Source organism: Bombilactobacillus sp. ESL1092 (assembly GCF_058107465.1).
The window spans coordinates 639594-663660 of sequence record NZ_CM176594.1 but is presented as its reverse complement, the minus strand read 5'-3'; the positions used below and the strand labels follow the sequence as shown (position 1 = coordinate 663660).

General features: G+C 42.2%; 3 protein-coding genes. All 3 read left to right on the top strand.

The genetic code is table 11. From position 1 onward, the window contains the following. Positions 1-155: 155 nt before the first annotated feature. Positions 156-12713, top strand: a complete 12558-nt coding sequence (locus AC3B6Y_RS03075; RefSeq protein ID WP_489791349.1) for a DUF1542 domain-containing protein — start codon at positions 156-158, stop codon at positions 12711-12713. 192 nt (positions 12714-12905) lie between these two features. Continuing rightward, the gene (locus AC3B6Y_RS03070) at positions 12906-14786 is read left to right on the top strand and encodes a mucin-binding protein (RefSeq protein ID WP_489791347.1); all 1881 of its coding nucleotides are present in this window, start codon (positions 12906-12908) and stop codon (positions 14784-14786) included. Positions 14787-15032: 246 nt separating this feature from the next. Continuing rightward, on the top strand, positions 15033-24005 hold the full coding sequence (locus tag AC3B6Y_RS03065) for a DUF1542 domain-containing protein (RefSeq protein ID WP_489791346.1): 8973 nt from the start codon (positions 15033-15035) through the stop codon (positions 24003-24005). Positions 24006-24067 lie beyond the last annotated feature (62 nt).

The following is a 24067-nucleotide window of genomic DNA, read 5'->3' as shown; positions in this document are numbered from 1 at the left end:
AATTGTGCTAATGTAAAAAGCGCATATTTTTTTGTTTATTTGCCGATAAACAAATGGAATTTTCCAATCGTTAAACAATGAAAAGTCAGTTTTAACGTAATTTATTTTTGTCAATTGTTTGAAATAGTTTTTGCTTAATTGGGGAGAACGTACTAATGAATAAGAAACGAATTTTAGCAACTATGGGTGTGACTTTATTTTCGTCCACTTTGTGGTTGGCTACGAATAAAACGAGCGTGCAAGCTGATGAAACTGCCACGCCAGATAGCGTTAATCAAGTAACGCCTACAACGGATAATCAGCATACTGCTGATACTACTGCAACAACAAGTGATTTAGCAGCTGGCAAAATTGCGGCCAAAAATGCAATTAATTTAAGTGTGCAGACGGCAACTAGCCAGATTAACAATTTAACCATTGATGCTACGCAAAAAGCCAACTTGTTACAACAGCTGCAGGGAATCAATGACCAATTTGCCGCTCAAGTGGAACAAGCCCAAACCACCACTGAGCTCACACAAGTTCAAGCTACGGCGCAAGCTCAAGTGCAAACGACTGTGCAACAAGCAACGAGTTTGACCACAACTAATACGACGTCAGATGCTAATAATACATCTACAACAAATACAAATGTGACTACTACGTCCACAACTGACTCTGCGTCTGCACCAGCAACGACTAATACTACGGATACCACTTCAACTACTAATACTGATCAAACGTCAACCAGTGTAGCGAATGTTTCCGGAACGCCAGCAGCGGATGCCGGTCAAAATACATCAGTCACGTCTAGTAATCCAACTGCAGTTACGCCTGCGACGAGTGCGTCCGATTCTACGACAAATACAAAACCGCACATTGCAAATTATTTAGCCGGACCAACGTCTGATCCTGCCTTACAACCGGACGACACCGGAACGGTTTATGTCAGCACGGCACACCAGTTCTTAGTTGCGATGAACTCTTTTAATTCGGGTGGAGATCGGTTAACTAATAGTGATAATATTTCAACCATTGTTTTGTTAAACGATATAACGATTTCTGCGGCTGATAAGTTAAATGGTACTATTCAAGTTGAAGATAATCGCAATGTGACAATTAAATCGCAAGATGGCAAGCGGTTCTTTTTAGATTTACGAGGAAATTATATTAATACCAGTGGTAATATCACATTCCAAAACATTGATACTTATGGCAGTAATTACTTTGGCGTAACTAGTCCTAGTGGTTCTGCTATCGTTACCTTTGATAATATGACATATACCGGGGCCCAGATGATTCATACTAATGGTGCAGAAGATATCCACATTAAAGGAACAGTTGTTTCTACGTCAGTCGCTTCTTATGAGGCACCAGATGGTAGTGGGACTTTAGTTCAAGCTTCAGATTCTAGCTCGGTTTCTCAACAGGTTATGGAAGTTAATGGTAATGGGAAAATCGAATTTGAAGCGGGGTCCCATTTCACAGGTAAAACTCTTCGAGAAGATGTTCTTGTTATGACTGGTGCCGGAAGTATTGTCTTGGATGAAGGAGCAGTAGTTGATCTGGAACCGCATAGTTCGGGAAATTCTGGTACGGAAAAGGGTGGTTATCCGAGTGCAATTAAAATTACCAACTCAGGGACTGTCACAGTAAACAAAAATGCAGTTTTGAACATTAAAGTAGCAGGAACCGATGACTCAGATTTGACACAAGCTATTCGCTTAGAGAGTGGTTCGATTATGAATGTCTTGGCAGGAGCTAAGGTAAATATTATAACCAATAGTTATATTGTTAATAACTCTGGTCTGGTACAAATTGGTGGTAATTTAAATATCGGTAAGGGAGCCGACTTTGAAATTGTCGGCCAAGATATGAAGGACTTCAATGGCCCTATTTTGAATATCACTAACGGTACTATTAACTTAACTGGTGGGACATTTAAAGCTCAAGTTGACGGTACGGGGGCGACGACGCTGTTAAATATTGCGGGTGCCCATGTGAATATTGATAACCCCCAAGACTTTGTCTTAGATGCCACTACAAATAGTAATGCCCATTTAATTAGTGACGGGCAATTTGCTTTAAATGATGTGAAATATATTAGTGCTGATGGTACAGTTTCTGGTCCGCTAGATAAGTTAAACATGAATATCAGTAGCGATACAGTTGGTACGATTAACGATCCTGCAGATGCCAGTGCAGCGAGTGATATCGTCGGTGAGAATTATGCCTCCGAACAACCAGTAGTGAGTGATCTAAGTGGTAAGGATTTAACTGGCTCTAGAATCGAATTTGTGTCGGCAGGACCGTTTGTGGACGTTGACCAAGCAACGATTGATCCAGATAAGACGGTTGTATCAGGTCATACCAATAACACCAATGCATATATTTATGTGGTAGTGAAACATAGTAATGGCACAACGACGCCATTACCGGGGACACTTGACACATCGGATAAGTATTGGCGTGATAGTGCACCTAAGTATGTGGCGCAAAGTGATGCGCAAGGTAATTTCTCCTTTGCCATCCCGGCTAATACATTACAACCAGGTGATCATTTAGAGCTGTCAGCTAATAAGGATTTTGTTGATAGTATTGAACCTTTAGACTTTGATCCAGAGGCCGCCGCCGCCGCGGCCGCTGCTTTACAAAGTACCAAAGATACGGCTATTCAAGCACTGCAAGCCGCCCAAACAGCAGCTAATGACCAAATCGCTAAAGCTAACTTAACTGATGCCCAAAGACAAACTGCTCAACAAGCCGTTGCTGACGCTTATACAACGGCAGCAAAAAATGTTAATTTGGCTACGTCTGCTGATGCGATTAACACTGCTCAAACTAACGGTGTAACAGCCATTAATGCGGCGGCGCAAACCGCCATTGCAACGGGTGCTTTAGATAACGCAAAGTCTGCTGCCCAAAAGATCTTGGATGATGAATTGACGAAAGTTAATAGTCAGATTAATGGTTTTAAGAATTTAACAGATACGCAAAAAACTACTTTAAAAGCCCAAGCCCAACAAGCACATGACACAGCTGTTGCTCAAGTAACAGCTTCTACAAATACAACTGATATAACTAATGCGCAAACAGCTGGTGTGACCGCAATTGATGCCGTGGCTAAGACGGCGCAAGATGATGACACTACCGCTTTGACGAAGGCTAAATCGGATGCCATTACGGCGTTAAAGACTGCGCAAACGGCAGCACATAATCAATTGAGCAAGTCGAAATTAACAGCTGAGCAAAGAGTAGCGGCCATGACTCAAGTCGATAATTTATATACAGCTGCTGAAAAGAAAATTAATGCTGCTACTGATAGCCAGGCAGCCACGACTGCTGAAAAAACTGGTCAAACACAGATGAATCAAGCAGCCATGGACGCAATTAATACTGGTGTGTTGGCTAACGATAAATTAGCTGCTACTCAAGCTTTAGATACTGAGTTGGCAACGGTTAATGATCAAATTGACGGTTTGAAAAACCTGACAACCACTCAAGTCACTGCATTAAAAGCGCAAGTACAAAAAGCTCACGATGACGCTGTAACGAATGTGAACGCCGCTGCTGATCACGCCTCAGTTTCTCTAGCGCAAAAAACAGGGATTACTAATATTGATGCAGTTTTAGATACTGCTAATAATAGTGATGCTTTGAATGCGGCGCAAACAGCCGCTTTAGCAGCTTTAACTCAAGCACAGACGACAGCCAATACCAAAATTGATGGTTCAAGTTTGAGTGCTGCCCAAAAGAAAGTCGCTAAACAAAAGGTACAGACAGCATTTGATTCAGCCAAGACGCAAGTCAATGCTGCGACTGACCCAACTGCTGTACAAACGGCCCAAAAGAATGGTCAAAGTGCTATTGCCAATGCAGCAGATACTGCGATTACTGCGGGTGAATTAGCCAATGCGCAAGCTAGCGCTAAAAAAGCTTTGGACGCTGAATTATCGCAAGTCGATGGTCAGATTGATCAATTACAGAACTTAACGGATACACAAAAAGCTGCTGCTAAAGCCCAAGCGCAAACAGCTCGTGATGCTGCTGTTACGGCCGTTAATAAGTCCACAACGGTAGCTGATGTCACAACTGCTCAAAAAACGGGAATTAGTAAGATTGACGCCGCTTTAACAACGGCTCAGACTGATGACACTAAGGCTTTGAGTCAAAGTCAAACTGCTGCCTTAACTGCTTTAACTACGGCACAAAATGACGCTAATGCCAAGATTGAAGCTTCTAGCTTAAGTGATGAGCAAAAAAAAGCTGCCAAACAACAAGTGCAAGCTGCTTATGATGCAGCAGTAACACAAGTTAATGGTGCTAAGAATCCGACTGATTTAGCAGCAGCACAAACTGCTGGCCAGACAGCCATTACGAACGCCGGTGCTGACGCTATTGCGGCAGGTGAATTAGTGAACGCGCAAACAGCAGCTCAACAAAAATTAGCTGCTGAATTATCTCGGGTAAATGATCAAATTGATCAATTGCAGAACTTAACGGATACACAAAAAGCTGCTGCTAAAGCCCAAGCACAAACAGCGTATGATGCTGCAATCACAGCTGTGAATCAGGCCACAACGGTAGCTGATGTTACTAGTGCCCAAACTGCGGGTATTACGAAGATTGACGCTGCTTTAACAACGGCTCAAACTGATGACAATAAGGCTTTGGGGCAAAGCCAAACTAATGCCTTAACTACTTTAACGACGGCGCAAAACGACGCTAATGCTAAGATTGAGGCTTCTAGCTTAAGTGATGAGCAAAAACAAGCTGCCAAACAACAAGTGCAAGCTGCTTACAACTCGGCTGCAGCACAAGTTAATTTAGCAACGAATCCAACTGATTTAGCAACGGCACAAAGTGCGGGTACAGCTTCGATTACGCAAGCTGGTGAGGATGCTATTGCGGCAGGTGAATTAGCCAATGCGCAAACAGCAGCTCAACAAAAATTAGACGCTGAATTATCACAGGTTAATGATCAGATTGATCAATTACAAAATCTTTCAGCTGATCAAAAGCAGGCTGCTAAGTCTCAAGCCAAAGCGGATCATGATGCTGCGATTAAGGACGTGAAGGCGGCAACAACCATTGCTGACGTAACCAGTGCACAAAATACTGGGATTACTAAGATTGACGCTGCTTTAGAGACAGCTAAGAGTGATGACACTAAGGCTTTGGGGCAAAGCCAAACTAATGCCTTAACTACCTTAGCTACGGCACAAAACGATGCCAACGCCAAAATTGAGGCTTCCAGCTTGACGGCCGAGCAAAAGACGGCGGCTAAGCAAAAAGTCCAGGACGCTTATGATGCAGCAGCACAACAAATTAAAGCAGCGACAAATCCCGCAGATTTACAAGCAGCACAAACTGCTGGCACGACGGCGATTACGCAATCCGGTGCTGATGCTATTACCGCGGGTGAATTAGTGAACGCGCAAACGGCAGCTCAACAAAAATTAGCTGCTGAATTATCGCAAGTCAATGATCAAATTGATCAATTACAAAACTTAACCTCTGATCAAAAAGACGCCGCTAAAACACAAGCACAAACAGCGCATGATAATGCTGTAACGGCAGTTAACACTGCGACAACAGTAGCTGATGTCACTGGTGCACAAACTACGGGCATTACGAAAATTGACGCTGCTTTAGAGACAGCTAAGAGTGATGATGCTAGTGCCTTGGGTCAAAGCCAAACTACGGCTTTGACTGCCTTAGCTACGGCACAAAACGATGCCAACGCCAAAATTGAGGCTTCCAGCTTGACGGCCGAGCAAAAGACGGCGGCTAAGCAAAAAGTCCAGGACGCTTATGATGCAGCAGCACAACAAATTAAAGCAGCGACAAATCCCGCAGATTTACAAGCAGCACAAACTGCTGGCACGACGGCGATTACGCAATCCGGTGCTGATGCTATTACCGCGGGTGAATTAGTGAACGCGCAAACAGCAGCTAAAACGGCTTTGGATTCTGAATTAGATAAAGTTAAAGGTAAAATTGATCAATTACAGAACTTAACCGCTGATCAAAAGGCCGACGTTGAGAATCAAGCACAAACAGCGCATGATAATGCTGTAACTGCAGTTAGCACGGCGACAATGGTAGCTGATGTCACTAGTGCACAGAAGACGGGGATTACCAATATTGATGCTGCCTTAACAACGGCCAAGACTGATGACAATAATGTCTTGAGTCAAAATCAAACTACCGCTTTAAATGCTTTAGTTATGGCACAAAACGATGCCAACGCCAAGATTGATGCTTCTAGCTTAAGTGATGATCAAAAGACGGCTGCTAAACAAAAAGTTCAGGACGCTTATGATGCAGCCGTAGCCCAAGTTAATACTGCTACTAATCCAGTCGAGTTAGACCAGGCACAAACCGATGGTAAAAATGCGATTACGCAATCCGGTGCTGCTGCTATTGCCGCGGGTGAATTAGCTAATGCGCAAGCGACAGCTCAAGAAAAATTAGCTGCTGAATTATCTCAGGTCAAGGATCAGATTGACCAATTACAGAACTTAACAGCTGACCAAAAAGCTGACGCCAAAGCGCAAGCACAAAAATCCTATAATGATGCGGTTGAGACGGTTAATGCGGCGACAACGGTGGCTGACGTAACAGCTGCCCAAGAGACAGGCAAAACGAATATTGATGCTGCCTTGAAGACCGCCAATGATTCTGATGCAACAACACTCCAAAATAGTAAGAATGATGTTTTGGCTGCTTTGGTTGCTGCTCAACAATCTGCTAATGATGAAATTGCTGCTTCTAGTTTAAGTGATGAACAAAAGATTGCTGCTAAGCAAAAAGTTCAAGCAGCTTATAATGCAGCCGTAGCCCAAGTTAATACTGCTACTAATCCGTCCGAGTTAGACCAGGCACAAACTGATGGTAAAAATGCGATTATACAAGCTGGCGCTGCTGCTATTTCCGCTAGTGAATTGATCAATGCTCAGGATGCTGCTAAAACTGCTTTAGACACAGATTTAGCCAATGTCATAAGCCAAATTGGTCAATTACAGAACTTGACTGCTGATCAAAAGGCCGACGCTGAGAACCAAGCACAAACGGCGCATGATAATGCTGTAACGGCAGTTAACACGGCGACAACAGTAGCTGATGTCACTAATGCTCAAAAGACGGGAATTGAAAATATTAATGCAGCACTGAATATGGCTAATAATGATGACGCTAGTGATCTTCAAAACAGTCAAAACTCTGCCACTGCTGCTTTAACAACTGCGCAAACTGCGGCCAATAGTCAAATTGATAATTCTACTTTAACAGATGAACAAAAAGCAGCCGCCAAGCAAAAAGTGCAAATTGCTTATAATGCAGCAATAGATAAGGTTAAAGCAGCTACCGGTCCAACTGAGTTAACTTCTGCGCAAAACAACGGCGTTAATGACATCAATACGGCTGCTAATAATGCGATTATTGCTGGTGAATTAGCCAATGCAAAGTCTGCAGCTCACAGCACTTTAGATGCTGAATTACAGACGGTTAACGATCAAATTGATCAATTGCAGAACTTAACCACTGATCAAAAAGCCGACGCTAAAGCGCAAGCACAAAAAGCCCGTGATGCTGCAATGACGGCGGTTAGTGCGGCAACAACGGTAGCTGATGTGACAACTGCACGAGATGCGGGTAAAACGAACATTGATAAAGCTTTGGATACTGCTAGTGCTTCTGATGCTGCAGCTCTTCAAAGTAGTAAGAGTGATGTTGTAGATACCTTGGCTGCTGCGCAAAACGATGCTAATGCCAAGATTGAGGCTTCTAGCTTAAGCGATGAGCAAAAACAAGCTGCTAAACAACAAGTGCAAGCTGCTTATAATGCTGCGGTAGAAAAAGTTAATAGCGCTACTAACCCAACTGATTTGGACCAAGCACAAACTGACGGTCAGGCTGCGATTACACAAGCGGGTGCTGATGCTATTGCAATGGGTGAATTAGTGAACGCGCAAACAGCAGCTCAACAAAAATTAGCTGCTGAATTATCTCAGGTCAAGGATCAAATTGACCAATTACAGAACTTAACAGCTGACCAAAAAGCTGCTGCTAAAGCCCAAGCACAAACAGCGTATGATACTGCAATCACAGCTGTGAATCAGGCAACAACGTTAGCTGATGTTACTAGTGCCCAAACTGCGGGCATTACGAAGATTGACGCTGCTTTAACAACGGCTCAAACTGATGACAATAAGGCTTTGGGTCAAAGCCAAACTAATGCCTTAACTGCTTTAACGACGGCACAAAACGCTGCTAATGCCAAGATTGAGTCTTCTAGCTTAAGTGATGAGCAAAAACAAGTTGCCAAACAACAAGTGCAAGCTGCTTACAACTCGGCTGCAGCACAAGTTAATTTAGCAACGAATCCAACTGATTTAGCAGCTGCCCAAAGTGCTGGTACGGCTTCGATTACGCAAGCTGGTGACAATGCTATTGCTGCTGATGAATTGGAGAATGCCCAAGCAGCAGCCAAGGATACTTTGGATTCTGAATTAGATAAAGTTAATAATGAAATTGATCAACTTAAGAATTTAACGGATACGCAAAAAGCTACTGTTAAGAATCAGGCGCGGCAAGCCCATGATAATGCGATTAAGACCGTGAATGCGGAAACAACCATTGCTGACGTAACCAGTGCACAAAATACCGGGATTACCAAGATTGACGCTGCTTTAGAGACAGCTAAGAGTGATGATTCTAGCGCTTTGGGTCAAAGTCAAACTAATGTTTTAACTGCTTTAACGACGGCACAAAACGACGCTAATACCAAGATTGATGCTTCCAGTTTAACGGCTGAGCAAAAGACGGCGGCTAAACAACAGGTGCAAGCTGCGTATGATAAAGCAGCACAACAAGTTAAGTCAGCGACAAATCCCGCAGATTTACAAGCAGCACAAAGTACTGGCCAGGCAGCGATTACGCAAGCCGGTGCTGATGCCATTGCTGTGGGTGAATTAGCGAATGCGCAGTCTGCGGCTAAGGATGCTTTAGATAATGAATTAGATAAAGTTAATAATGAAATTGATCAACTTAAGAATTTAACGGATACGCAAAAAGCTACTGCTAAAGCGCAAGCACAACAAGCTTATAATGATGCCGTTAAAGCAGTTAACACTGCGACAACAGTAGCTGATGTCACCAGTGCACAAGAGACAGGTAAGACAAACATCGACAAAGCCTTAACGACTGCTCAAACTGATGACAAAAATGCTTTAGGTCAAAGTAAAACAGCTGCCTTAACAGCATTAAATGATGCGCAAAAATCTGCTAATGATAAGATTGATGCCTCTAGCTTAAGTGATGAGCAAAAGCAAGCTGCTAAGCAAAAAGTTAAAGTTGCTTATGATGCAGCAGCAGCCCAAGTTAATAGTGCTACTAATCCAACTGATATGAACAAAGCACAGACTGATGGCAAAAATGCGATTATGCAAGCCGGAGATGCTGCCATTACCGCGGGTGAATTATCGAATGCGCAAAAAGCAGCTAAAGCGGCCTTAGATTCTGAACTAGATAAGGTTAAAGGTAAAATTGATCAATTACAGAATCTAACAGCTGACCAAAAAGCCGTGGCTAAATCTCAAGCGCAAAAGGCCCACGATGCTGCGCTCAACGCGGTTAATAATTCAACCACAGTAGCTGATGTTACTAGTGCACAAACTACGGGTGTTACTAAGATTGGTGCTGCTTTAACAACGGCTCAGAGTGATGACGCTAGCGCCTTGGGTCAAAGCCAAACTAATGCCTTAACTGCATTAAGTGATGCACAAAAAGCTGCTAATGATAAGATTGCTGCTTCCAGTTTGACAGATGAGCAAAAGACGGCTGCTAAACAAAAAGTTCAGGACGCTTATGATGCAGCAGCAGCCCAAGTTAATAGTGCTACTAATCCAACTGATATGAACAAAGCACAGACTGATGGCAAAAATGTGATTACTCAAGCCGGTGCTGATGCCATTGCCGCGGGTGAATTAGCGAACGCGCAAACAGCAGCTAAAGCGGCCTTAGATTCTGAATTGGATAAAGTTAAAGGTAAAATTGATCAATTACAGAACTTAACAGCTGATCAAAAGTCTGCTGCTAAAGCGCAAGCACAAAAGGCTCATGATGATGCGATGACGGCAGTTAACACGGCAACGAATGTAGGCGATGTGACAAACGCACAAAATACAGGTAAGACGAACATTGACAAAGCATTTGATACTGCCAACGATTCTGATGCTATGGCACTTCAAAATAGTAAGACTGACGTTTTAGCTGCTTTGTCTGCTGCACAAAAAGCTGCTAATAATAAGATTGCTGCTTCCAGTTTAAGTAATGATCAAAAGCAAGCTGCTAAACAAAAAGTTCAGGACGCTTATGATGTCGCTGCTGCTCAAGTTAATGCGGCTACTAACCCAACTGATCTAGCCACAGAACAAGATAACGGTCAGGCTGCAATTACCCAAGCCGGTGCTGCTGCCATTGCCGCGGGTGAATTAGCCAATGCCCAAGCAGCTGCTCAGCAAAAATTAGATACTGAATTATCGAATATCAATGCACAAATCGATAAACTCAAGAATTTAACGGATCAACAAAAGACTGACCTGGAGAACCAAGCCCAACAAGCGCATGATGCTGCAATAGCGGCAGTTAATGCGGCAAAGACGGTTGCTGATGTGACCAGCGCCCAAGATGAAGGTAAGACGAATATTGACAAAGTTTTGGACACCGCAGAAGGTTCTGATGCTTATGCTTTAAGCCAAGCTCAAGCAGCCGTAGTGACAGAATTAACCAATGCGCAAACGGCGGCCAATGCTAAAATTGATGCTTCCAGCTTAACAGCCGAGCAAAAAGCCACTGCAAAACAACAAGTGCAAGCTGCTGTTGAGCAAGCAAAAACCAAAGTTAATGACACACATAATCCAACTGATTTGCAGGCCGCCCAAGCTGATGGTACGAAGCAAATTGCTACAACTGCTGATACTGCCATTGCTGCTTTTGAATTGACTAATGCCCAAACTGTTGCCCAACAAGCTTTAGCTGATCAGCTAGCTCAAGTTAATGCGGCCATTGATCAATTATCCAACTTGACGGCTAAGCAAAAAGCAGACTTCAAGAGTCAAGCTCAACAAGCGCATGATGCTGCAATTTCAGCAGTAAATGCGGCTCAAACACCAACGGCTGTAACGACAGCGCAAACTGACGGTGTAAAACAATTGACTGCGGTTGTGACTAGCGCCCAACAGGCTGACGCTGATGCGTTAGCAACTGCCAAGTTAAATGCTCAACACGATTTGCAAGCTTCGTTGAATGCGGCTAATCAGGCTATTAATGCTATGAACTTAGCACCTAAGCAAAAGACTGCTTTAATACAGCAAGCTCAACAAGCTTATGATCAAGCACTGACGGCAATTAATCAGGCTACACAAATTACTGCCGCAACAACGGCGCAAACTGCAGGTTCTAAAGCGCTCAATGATTTGGTAGCAGCCAATACTAATCACAACTTAGCGCAAGCGCAAACTGATGCCATTGCAGCGTTACAAAATGCTTTGACTAACGCTAATCAGTTAATCAATGCTATGACAGTAACCGATGATAAAAAGCAAGCTTTACTGGCTAATGCCCAAAGTGCGTTTGATCAAGCCAAATTGCAAGTCAAGCAAGCTCAGTCTTCAGAAGCTGTGCATACCGATAGTGATCAAGGTATTCAAGCAATTCATGCGGTGACCGTTCAAAATGTTGCTAGTGATGTAAATCAAGCCAAAGCAGATGCCAACCAAGCTTTAGATCAGGCTTTAGCAACGGCTAATAAGCAAATTGATGATTTGCATATTTCTCAAGCTAAGAAGGATCAGTTAAAACAACAGTTAGCTGATAACCATGCTGCAGCTCAACAAGAAGTGAATGATAGTACTACGAATACGGGTGCGGCCTTGAATGGAATTGCTGGTATTGAAAACTTTAATTCTTTATTACGGGATATGGTATTAGATAATCAACCACCAATCATTACGTTGCCAAGCACAGATGATTCGGATGCAGATAAACAACCAACTACGACACCAACGAACACTGCTATTTCCGGGGTAGTTACGGTTAAACCAAACGTTAATGCGGGCTTTGTGACCTTGTATGATCAAAATGGTCAAGCTATTGATCGTGTAGTCGGAGCAAAGACTAGTTGGAAGACCAATAATCGTACCATGATTAATGGTGAACTTTACTATCACGTGGCACCAAACGAATATCTGAAGGCGAGTGACGTGAACTTTAATACGGCTAAGCAAGCAACGGTAGTTGATGGAGTCTTGACCGTACGCTCAGACTTAGCACAAAAGACCGTTCCTGTCTATGATGCCGAAGGACAAATCATTGCTAACCGTAGTTTGACTGCTGGTACTCAGTGGTTGACTAATGGTGCTCAAGAAATGATTAATGGTCAGGCTTATTACCAAGTTGCACCAAATGAATACTTGGCAGCTTCTGATATTAATTGGACACCACAAGCTATGGTTCTTAATAAAAAAGTGGGCACATTAGCAGTGAATAATTCTAATGTTGCAGTTTATGTTTATGATGCAGCCAAAAGCTTAATGGTTAAATCGACCACTCAAACCTTAGCGAATACTAATGCATGGCGTTACGATTACCAATTAATTGTTAATGGTCATGTTTATTACCGCGTTGCCGCTAACGAATGGGTTGAACAACAAAATGTTTTAAGTGACTAGAACCAAAGAAAAGCAATTCTTCTAATGTGAAGAATTGCTTTTTTATATGCTTTAAAATGTAATTTTTAATTCATCGGTGTTTAATATATTTGATTTTTATATTACATTATTTTAAATATTATACTTGATTTTTTAATTAATAGCCTTAATATTTAATTATAATTTAAAAAATATGCAAAGAGGAATCTACGAATGAACTCGAAGAAAAAAATAACAACAGCTGGGGTCTTTTTTGGATTAGTTTGTGGTTTAATATTGACGCAACAACAAATCTATGCCGATACAACTGCCACTTCAGAAACCACAGTACAAAATACTCCAACAAATTCCACTACTGATGTAAATCCTGTGGCAACAACGCCAGACGCGACCACTGAGGTGGCTGCCAATACTTCAGATAGTAATGTACTTTCAGATAGTGCGGCTAATAATAGTTTGCAGCCAAGTGATATTAACGATGCGAATAACAGTCCTGCTTTACAAGCTGATAGTGCAGCTATTGATTCAACTAGTGAACAGGCGGAGTCTACTGCTCCAGCTACTTCTGTACCAACTACTTCTGGCAGTAATTCTATTTCAGATAATTCCCCATCAAATAGTGAGTTAATTACTAGTGGTACTTGTGGAACCAGTAATTGGGATTTTATTCGTCAGGACAATGACTATACTTTAACTTTTCATGCCGGAAAAATGGGAAATAACACAATTTATGATGATATATTGGACGATCAAAATAGTAATTTGTTGACTAAAATAAATTTGGATCAAGGTGTATTAGTAAATAACTCTTTATCGTATTTTTTTGCTGATTTGACTAATCTACAGGAAATTAATGGCTTAAATTATTTAGATACATCCAATGTGACTGATATGAGTTATATGTTTATTGAAGATAGAAGTCTTAAAAAACTGGATCTTAGTACTTTTAATACTGATAAAGTTGATAATATGATAGGAATGTTTTTTGATGACAATTCTTTACGAAGCCTCAATTTAAGTAGTTTTAAAATGAATAATTTAGACAATTATAAATTTGAGCATATGTTTGGCTTGGATAATAATCTTTCTCATTTAGTATTAGGAAACAATATGCGTTTTTTTAGTAATTCTGATATTGATAGAGGTGAATCTAGTAACACTAATTTACCAGATGTTCCTGTGCAAGGAACACCAGTAGCAGGTACCAATTTGGTTGTTCAATCACCATATTGGATAGCAACTAGTGGATCAGATCAAGGAACAAAATACACCTCTCATGAATTGATGAATATGCCAGGACGGGATCAAGTTACTACTTATGATTGGGATACTGAAAATCCAGTTCCAAGAGATGTTGAAGCTAAGGCAGTAACACGTACTATTAATCTCCACCAACCAGATGGTTCGATTCAAACGCAGACGCAAACAGGCATGATTCAACGGATTGTTACTAAGCATGATGATGGCACCACAACTTATGGTGATTGGTCTAAAGTGCAATGGTCAGAATATGATGTTCCAGAGATTGCGGGTTATCAAGCAACTATCACACAAGTGCCAGCAACTGACATTACAGCTGATTTAACAGATCAAACTGTGGATATTTATTACACACCAGCTGAACAGACTGTCACAATTCAATATGTTTTAGCCGGTCAAATAGTTGGTACTCAAAAATTAACCGGTTATCTTGGTGATGTGTTGAATATCAATTATCATGCCCCTGCTGGTTATGATATTATTGATTTTCCGCAAGCAACAGTCACAGTTGATGCGTCTGGAGATCAAGTGTTGCAAGTTGCAGTCGCTAAACAAACGCAAATGCAAACGAAGACGGTGGTACGGACTATCAATATTCATTATCCCAGTGGCATTATCAAGACACAAAACCAAGTAGTTGTTCTCAATCGCAGTGTTGATCTTGATGTAAATACTGGACAGACAGTTTACGGTGATTGGAATACCGGCAAATGGGCTGCAGTTACTGTTCCTACAATTAACGGTTATCAAGCCAATCAGTCTAAGGTTGATGCGCAGGATGTTGTAGCTACTGATGCTAATCAAATTGTGGATATTTACTACCTAAAAAACTGATTAATTTAAATTAAAAATATTTAAAAAACGACAATTACTCCAACAATTGTCGCTTTTTTGTTGCTATAAAGTTATATATCAATAAAAATAATGCGAATAATTGGCTATTTTTATATAAAAGTGGTTAAATTTAAGTATTAAATTAGTTAATATTCTTATTTTAACGATAATTTTTTAGATTTTTGGCAACTAATAAAAAGCAATTAGCTGACAATTATTACTTAATCTGAATTGAGGGGACTCATAATGAAGAAAAAGAAATTACTTATGACTTTAGGGGTGACATTATTTTCATCAACCTTATGGTTGAACGTTAATAAGACTAACGCCGCAGCTGACAATGTTGATGATACTAATGCCGCCAGTCAAGCAAATGTCCAAGCAACACCAAAGACCTCTACGTCTACCACGAATCAAACAACCGATTTAGCAGCTGGTAAAGTAGCGGCCAATAGTGCTTTGCAACTGAATGTTCAAACGGCCAAGAATCAAATTACTGATTTGCAATTAGCAGCAGAGCAAACAGCTCCCTTGCAACAAAAGTTACAGGAGATTAGTACGCAATTTGCTACTCAAATTGACCAAGCACAAACTAGTGCTGACTTAACTAATATCCAAACGACGGCGAAAGCCCAAATTCAAACCGTTGTACAACAAGCTAATAGCTTACAAACTAAAACTGTCGATAATCAGGCTGAAGCAAACAATACAACAACTACTCCAGCACCAACTCAAGATGACACCAATACTGCTCAAACTACGACAGCAAGTGCTACTGACGCGACCCCGACTACTGCTAACGACGAATCAAGTAGTAATACGGACACGTCAACCAATACAGGAACCAATGAGCAACCAGATGAAACTGCAGCTACTAATAGTGAACCACAAGTTAATCCTGCTGCAGTGGCAGCAACGGACACCACAACGAAGCCACAAATTAGTAATTTTGATGACACAGTTGCACATGTCACGAATCAAGTAGAGTTAGCTGCTGCTGCCGCTAATGCCAATGTTAATACGATTATCTTGGACAATGATATGACATTAACTGGTAATACCGATATGCAGATAGTTAATCGAGATGTGACAATTGAGTCAGCTGGAACTAATCGCTATTATTTGGATATGCGGGATATGCGTTTTACTACAGGTAATGGTGACAATACAATTACCTTTAAGAATATTGATTTCTATGGTTCTAATTATTGGGGGATTATTAATCCATCAGGTAAATCCAATACTGTTAATAGTGATGGTAGTATTAATCGTGGTCAGACCATTGTTTTTGACAATATTACTTATACCGGCAAACAGATGATTCACGCTAATGGGCAAACCGTGGTGATTCGGAACAACGTTCAAGCCACGTCAGTTCCAAGTTATGATGCACCAGATGGGTCGGGCACGGTTACTAGCACGGGCTACAATCCGCAACAAGTTATTGAAATTAGTGGTTCTGGTGCCGTTGAATTTGAATCAAATGCAACATTTACAGGTACTAGTTACAGAGATCAAGTTATTCAAATTGGTGCTGGGGGCAATGTTACTTTAGATTCTGGTTCTAAGGTTACCTTAAATCCTCATAGCCATGGCCAATGGTCAGAAGCTTTTTATAGTAATATTGCTGGTATTTATATTAATGGTGCAGGAACTATTGATGCCAAAGATGGGTCCACTTTAAATATCAACGTAGCTGGTGAAGACGCTAAAGATACAGCTCAAGCCATTAATATTGGTAATGGTTCTAAAATTAATCTTGAATCGGGTTCCACTGTAAACATCAATAGTGATGGTACCATTTATCAAAACTTGGTATCCGTTGGTGGTAGTTTAAACCTTGACGAAGGCTCTAGCTTCAATATTAATGGTCAGAACATGGATACATTTAAGGGCTCTATCGTTAATATCAGTAGCAACGGTTCTATCAATAATACCGGTGGAACTTTCAAGGTGGCAGTTGATGGTACTGGTGCCATGACCTTATTGAATATTTCTGGAGCCAAGGTCAATATTGATAACCCGAAAGACTTTGTCTTAGATGCCAGCAATAACGCCAATGCTAAATTGATTAACAATAGTACCTTAACGTTAAATGATGTGAAGTTTGTTCACGGAACAGAAACTTCCGGTCCATTAGATAAGTTATCTTTAAAAGTTAATAACAATACTATTGGCACAATTAATGCACCTAGTGATGCTAGTGCGACGAGTGATATTGTGGGCAAAACTTCTGACGCTGAACAACAAGTTGTTGGTTGGTTAAGTGATCAAAGTTTGACAGGTAAGAAGTTAGAGTTTATTTCCGCAGGTCCGTTTATTGACGTGGATAATGTGGCTATTGATACTGATAAGACACACGTTACAGGTCATGTTAGTTCGAAGACTGCTGGTGCTGATCTCAGCAATACCTATATCTACGTGACTGTGAACCACGGTAGTACGCAGACACCAATGACAGGTACTGTCGCTGCCGATTATTGGCGCGATACTACTCCTAAATATATGGCGAAGACTGATGCTGCTGGTAACTTTAGTTTTGATATTCCCGCTGATACATTACAACCCGGTGACACTTTAACTTTCAGTGCCAATAAAGATTTTGTTGACGGTTTGACACCATTGAATGTGGATCCTGAAGTGGCCGCTGCTTTACAAACCAGTCGTGATACGGCCGATGACGCCATTGATGCTGCTGCCACGGCTGCCAAAACAGCGATTGAAAGTAATTCGAGCTTAACACCGGAGCAAATTGCTGCTGCCAAAACGGCGGTTGATGATGCTGTAACGGCAGCTAAAAACAATATTGCCTCTGCTACGACTACTGATGGTATTACCGCTGCTCAAACAGCCGGTGAATTAGCAATTAATAAAGCCAAAGCGCAAGCACAATTAGATAACGCCCAAGCAAGCGCCTTGAAGCAATTAAGTGATGCTGGCTTAACGGGGACAGACTTAACTACTGCACAAAATGCCATTAGTCAAGCCTACCAAACGGCTACTGATCATTTAACGAATGCTAATGATCAAGCTGGTGTCGATGCCGTTATTAATAACGATTTACCAAAAATTACCGCTGCGGCTACAACAGCTGTGAACGATCACCAATTACAACAAGCTAAAGATGAAGCCAATGCCGCCATTGATGCCGCCGCCAGTGCTGCCAAAACGGCAATTGAAAGTAATTCCAGCTTAACACTGGAGCAAATTACTGCTGCTAAAACGGCGGTTGATGATGCTGCAGCCAATGCTAAAACCAATATTGCCTCTGCTACAACCACCGATGGCATTAACACTGCTCAAACAGCCGGTGAATTGGCAATTAGTAAAGCTAAAGCGCAAGCGCAATTAGATAACGCCCAAGCAAGCGCCTTGAAGCAATTAAATGATGCTGGGCTAACGGGGACAGACTTAGATAATGCAACAGCTGCAATTAGTCAAGCTTACCAAACAGCAAATACGAATTTAACGAATGCGGATGATCAAGCTGGTGTTGATGATGTCATTAGTACTGATTTACCAAAAATTACCGCTGCGGCCACATCTGCTGTGAATGATCATCAATTACAACAAGCTAAAGATGAAGCTAATGCGGCCATTGATGCTGCCGCTAATGCTGCTCAGACGTCAATTGATAACGATACGAGCCTGACACCAGCTCAACGTAATACGGCTAAGAATCAAATTACGACTGCTGCCAATCAAGCTAAGAATAATGTTAATACTGCTACAACTACAACCGCTGTTAATTCTGCGCAAACCGCTGGTAAGTTAGCAATCAACAAACTAGAAGCGCAAGCGCAATTAGATAATGCCCAAGCTAGTGCTTTGCAACAATTAAGTGACGCTGGCATTACTGAAGATCCAGAATTAAGTGCTGCGGAAACAGCCATTAATCAAGCGTATCAAACAGCTACTGACAATTTGACGGCAGCAACTAAACAAAGTGCGGTTAATCAAGTAATTAGTACTGATTTGCCCAAAATTACGCAAGCTGCTACGGCTGCTGTCAGTGCGCACCAGTTACAACAAGCTAAGGATAATGCCGATGCCGCGATTGATGCCGCCGCTACGGCTGCCAAAACGGCAATTGAAAGTAATTCGAGCTTAACACCAGAACAAATTACTGCTGCCAAAAACGCGGTTGACAATGCCGCAACTAGTGCTAAATCAAACATTGATTCTGCTACCACTAACGATGATGTTACAACGGCGCAAACTGCTGGTGAATTAGCTATTAATAAATTACAAGATCAAGCCCAATTAGATAACGCGAAAGCTAATGTGGAAGCCCAATTGACGAGTGCTGGCATTACAGGAACTGCTTTGACAACAGCACAACAAGATTTGACAGCTGCTTATAATGAAGCTTCAGCTAATTTAACGGCAGCTAAGACAAAAATAGCTGCTGATCAGGAAACGTCCGCGGGCGTCAAAGCCATCAACCAAGTTTTAGCCACTGCCCAATTAGCTGCTGCTAAAACCAATGCGCAACAAGCGTTAGCTAATAAGTTACAATCGGTCACCACGGATATTAATGGCTTGACTAATTTAACAAGTGCACAAAAGAAAACCTATCAAGATCAAGCTAAAGCTGCTTATGATCAGGCCTTTGCCCAAATTAGCAAGGAAACTGATCCAGCTCAAATAGCCACTGAACAAACAACTGGCGAAGAGCAAATTGCAGACGCTTTGACCACGGCCCAAACAGAAAATAAAGCCGCATTAACGACTGCTCAAACTAGTGCCAAACAAGCTTTAGACCAAGAACAAGCAGCTGCTTTAGCTAAAATTGACCAATTAAATTGGAACACACCAGCACAAAAAACGTCGGCTGAACAGCAAGTCAACCAAGCCCATGATGCTGCCGTAACGGCTGTTGATAATGCAACCACCACCGCAGCTGTCACGACTCAACAACAAACGGGTATTGACCAAATGCAACAAGCAGCGATGGATGCCCAGAATTTGGTTAATGATCAAGCCAACGCCATTGCTGTTTTACAAGAAACTAAGACGCAGGCTTTAGCTAAGTTAGACCAATTGAATTTAACACCGGATCAAAAAACTGCTGCTACGACTGCTGTGAATACTGCCTTTGACCAAGCGGTGGCTAATGTCAAAGCAGCTGGTAATGTGCAAAGCATTGCCCAAGCGCAAGCAGATGGAGTGACGCAGATTAATAATGCGGTTGCCGATGCCAATAGTACAGCGACGGCCTTGCAGCAAGCTAAAGATTTGGCTAAGGAGCAATTAGAGTCTGCTAAAGATACCGCTGAAAAGCAGGTTAATGCGCATGCTAATTTGACGGATGCACAAAAACAAGATTATATTCAGCAAATTGAATCAGCCTTTAAAGAAGCTAATGATAATTTGGCTAGCCAAACGGCGATTAGTGCGGTGCAAAATGTTGCTAATGCTGGTATTAAGCAAATCAATGATGTCGTGACGACGGCTGCTGACCAAAACGATTTGCAAAAAGCACAAGCTGATGCGCAAACGCAATTAACGACTGCTAAGCAAAAAGCTGATGCCCAGATTGATGGGAATACGAAATTGACGGCTGCGCAAAAAGCGGCGGCACACCAACAAGTCACATCTGCTTATAAGGCGGCGCAAGCTAATATTGACGATCAAACAACGATTGCTGATGTCAATACTGCCCGCGATGACGGCATTACGGCCATGAACGCTGCCGTAATTGCTGCCAATACAGATGCTGAAAACCTCAAACAATCACGTTTAGATGCGATTCAAGCGTTGGCAGCTGCTCAGGTCAAGGCCGACGATGATATTGATAATAGTTCTTTAACAGCGGCTCAAAAACAAGCTGCTCATCAACAAGTCGCAGCTGACTACACCAGTGGGGTAGCGGCCATTAATGCTGCGAGTGATATTACTGGCGTGACAACGGCACAAAGTACTTGGGTGCAACAAATTCAACAAGATGTTGTGGATGCTAATAATGCGGCTCAAGACTTGGAGAATAAGCAATATGACGCAATTGCCGAATTAGCAACAGCCAAAGACCAAGCAGATCAAGCCATTGATAATAGTTCGTTAAGTGATGCCCAAAAGACTGCCGCTCATCAAGCTGTCGCTACCGCTTATCAAGATGGAGTAGACGCGATTAACGGTGCCACATCGACGACTGAAGTTGACCATGTTAAAACGCCAGCCTTAGACCAAATCAATGCAGCATTAACTAATGCTCAACAAGCTGCGGCTGATTTATTAGATGATAAAAGTGCTGCTAAGCATGCTTTGATGACTGCACAAAATCAAGCTTATCAAGCAATTAATGATTCTGATTTAACGCCAGCTCAAAAGCAAGCCGCTAAAGCTGAGGTGGACGATCAATATGACAATGCAATTAATAATGTTGATCAAGCGGCTACGCCGACAGCTGTTCAAACTGCTCAAGGTGATGGTGTCACTGCGATTGACCAAGCAGTCACGGATGCTAAGAAGGCTGCGGCTGATTTAGCAACAGCGAAGACGGGCGCCATCAAATCCTTAGATGATGAACAAACTAAGCAGAATACGGCTATTGACGATGATACTAATTTAAATGCTGACCAAAAAGCGGCGGCGAAACAAGCAGTTAAACAAGCCCATGATCAAGCTGTAGCGCAAGTTAATGCGGCTAGCGATACTGCGGGAGTTACCAGCGCACAATCTGCCGGCATTAGTGCAATTGATCAAGCCTACACGGATGCACAAACTGCAGCCGCTGATTTAGCAAATGCGAAAGCTACTGCCTTATCCGCGTTAGATACGGCGCAATCGGATGCTAATAATCAAATTGATGCGGATGACAATTTAAATGCTGATCAAAAAGCTGCTGCTAAAGCTAATGTCCAAGCCGCTTATGACGCTGGTAAGCAAGCCATTCAGACCGCAACTACGACGTCTGATATTACAGATGCTAAAGACGGTGCGACATTACAAATTGAGCAAGCAGTGACTGATGCCCAAGGTAAGGCGGATGCTTTACAACAAGCGAAAAATCAAGCCTTATTGGCTATTGCGCAAACACAGGCTGATCAATATAACAAGATTGACCAAGCTGATTGGACACCTGCACAAAAGCAAGCTGCTAGAGCAGCCGTTAAACAAGCTTACGATCAAGGTGTCAGTGGTATTAATGCCGTGAGTGATGTCAATGATGTGCCGCAGACGCAACAAGCTGCCCAAACGGCCATTATTAATGCTTATACGCAAGCTCAACAAGCCGTTAAAGATTTAGCAGCTGCTAAGACTTCGGCCCAACAAGCTTTACAAACGGCCAAAGATAATGCAGATAATGAAATTAATAATTCTAATTTAACTGACGCTCAGAAGCAAGCTGCTTTGGCGGCGGTTGATCAAGCCTTTAAGCAAAGTCAAGCCGATGTAGAGGCTGCCACCACGACGAAGGCAGTTGATACAGCACAAACTAATGGGGTGACCGCTATTGCTGGGGCTGTCATTGCCGCTAATACGAGTGCTAGTGAATTAGCAGCTGATAAAACAGCGGCTTTAGCTGAGTTACAACAGACCTTAGACCAAACGAATTCAGCAATTGCAGCTGATTCTAATCTAGATGACGCTCAAAAAGCTGCCGCTACTCAAGCTGCGCAAGCTGCTTATGATGACGCTGTAAGCAATGTACAAACTGCTAATTCTGCTACAGCCGTGATTAATGCCAAGAATACAGGTAAGCAAGTTATTCAAGCGGCTTTAAGCGATGCGCAAACTGCTGCTCAAGCTTTACAAACTGCTAAAAATAATGCTTTACAGGACTTAGATAATGCTCAGCAAGCTGCTGATGATGTTATTGATGCTGATCCTAGTTTAGATACTGATGCTAAAAAGCAAGCGGCGAAAGCTCAAGTTGCTGCTGCTTATAATCAAGCAGTCACTGCCGTTACCGCCGCTAGTGATGTAGACGGGGTTAATACGCAAAAGACTGCGGGTGTGGCTGCGATTAATCAAGCACAAAGTGATGCACAAGCATTGCAAGCTGCCAAGGATACGTCTTTAGCCGCTTTAGCAGATGAGCGTGATACTGCCCAACAAGCGATTATTGATGCTAATTTGGATCCGGACGCTGCCGCTGCTGCGCAACAAGCAATTACTGCTGCTTATGGACATGCGGTTGACCAAGTTAATAATGCACAAGATGTGGCGAGTGTTGATACGCAAAAAGCAGCCGGAATAACTGCGATTGATCAAGCAGTAACGGCTGCGCAAACTGCTGCACAAGCACTACAAACGGCAAAAGACTCAGCTTTAGCTGCTTTACAAACGGCTAAAGAAAATGCGGACAGTCAAGTAGCTAGTTTAGATGCTAGTCAACAAGCTGCTGCTAAAAAAGCTATTCAAGCGGCGTATGATCAGGCCGTTGGCAAGGTTAAGGCTGCTACGACTCCGGCTGATGTCACAACCCAACAAGATGCTGGCGTAGCTGCGATTAACCAAGCAATAACGGATGCTAAGAATACTCTTGTGCCAACATATCCAACTTTACCAGCAACTAATCCCGATGTTGACCAGCAGACTAAGCCTGATGAGACAACTATGCAAAAACAAAATGGTGTGGTCACGGTTAAACCTAATGTTACTAATGGTTATGTTGCTTTGTATGATCAAGATGGTAACCAGATTGATAGTCAAGTGTTGGGTGCTAATACTGCTTGGAAGATTGATTATAAGCGTATAATTAACGGTCAAACTTATTATCGTGTTGGTGCTGATGAATATGTCAAAGCTAGTGACGTTGATTTGACTCCAGAGCAAGCTGGCAATAACCAAATTGTAGATGGCGTTGTCACAACTAATAAAGCCCAAGTGCCAGTCTATAATGCTCAAGGGCAAGTGATTGCCGAACGGACTTTAGGTCACAATACGCAATGGTTGACGAATAATCAACAAACAATTAATGGTCAAACTTATTATCAAGTGGCTCCAAATGAATTTGTCTCTGTCAACGATGTTACTTGGACACCACAAGCGATGATTCTGAATCGCAAAGTGGGTGCCTTAGTCATTAATCAAACCAGCGCGCCCGTTTATCATTATGATCCGGCTCGCAGTTTGATGGTGAAGTCCAATAGTCGCACAGTTACCAACCAAAACCCTTGGCGCTATGATCGTCAATTAATCGTTAACGGCCATACTTATTATCGGGTGGCTGCTGATGAATGGGTAGAAGCTGACAAAGTACTTTTGAATTAATTTGAATCTTTAAAATGAAAATAACTCCTGATAGTTTAAGCTGTCAGGAGTTATTTAATTAG

What these genes read in the sequence shown, in the direction of transcription:
- AC3B6Y_RS03065 (WP_489791346.1), top strand. Translation starts at nt 15,033, where the DNA reads ATGAAGAAAAAGAAATTACTTATGACTTTAGGGGTGACATTATTTTCA.
- AC3B6Y_RS03070 (WP_489791347.1), top strand. Translation starts at nt 12,906, where the DNA reads ATGAACTCGAAGAAAAAAATAACAACAGCTGGGGTCTTTTTTGGATTA.
- AC3B6Y_RS03075 (WP_489791349.1), top strand. Translation starts at nt 156, where the DNA reads ATGAATAAGAAACGAATTTTAGCAACTATGGGTGTGACTTTATTTTCG.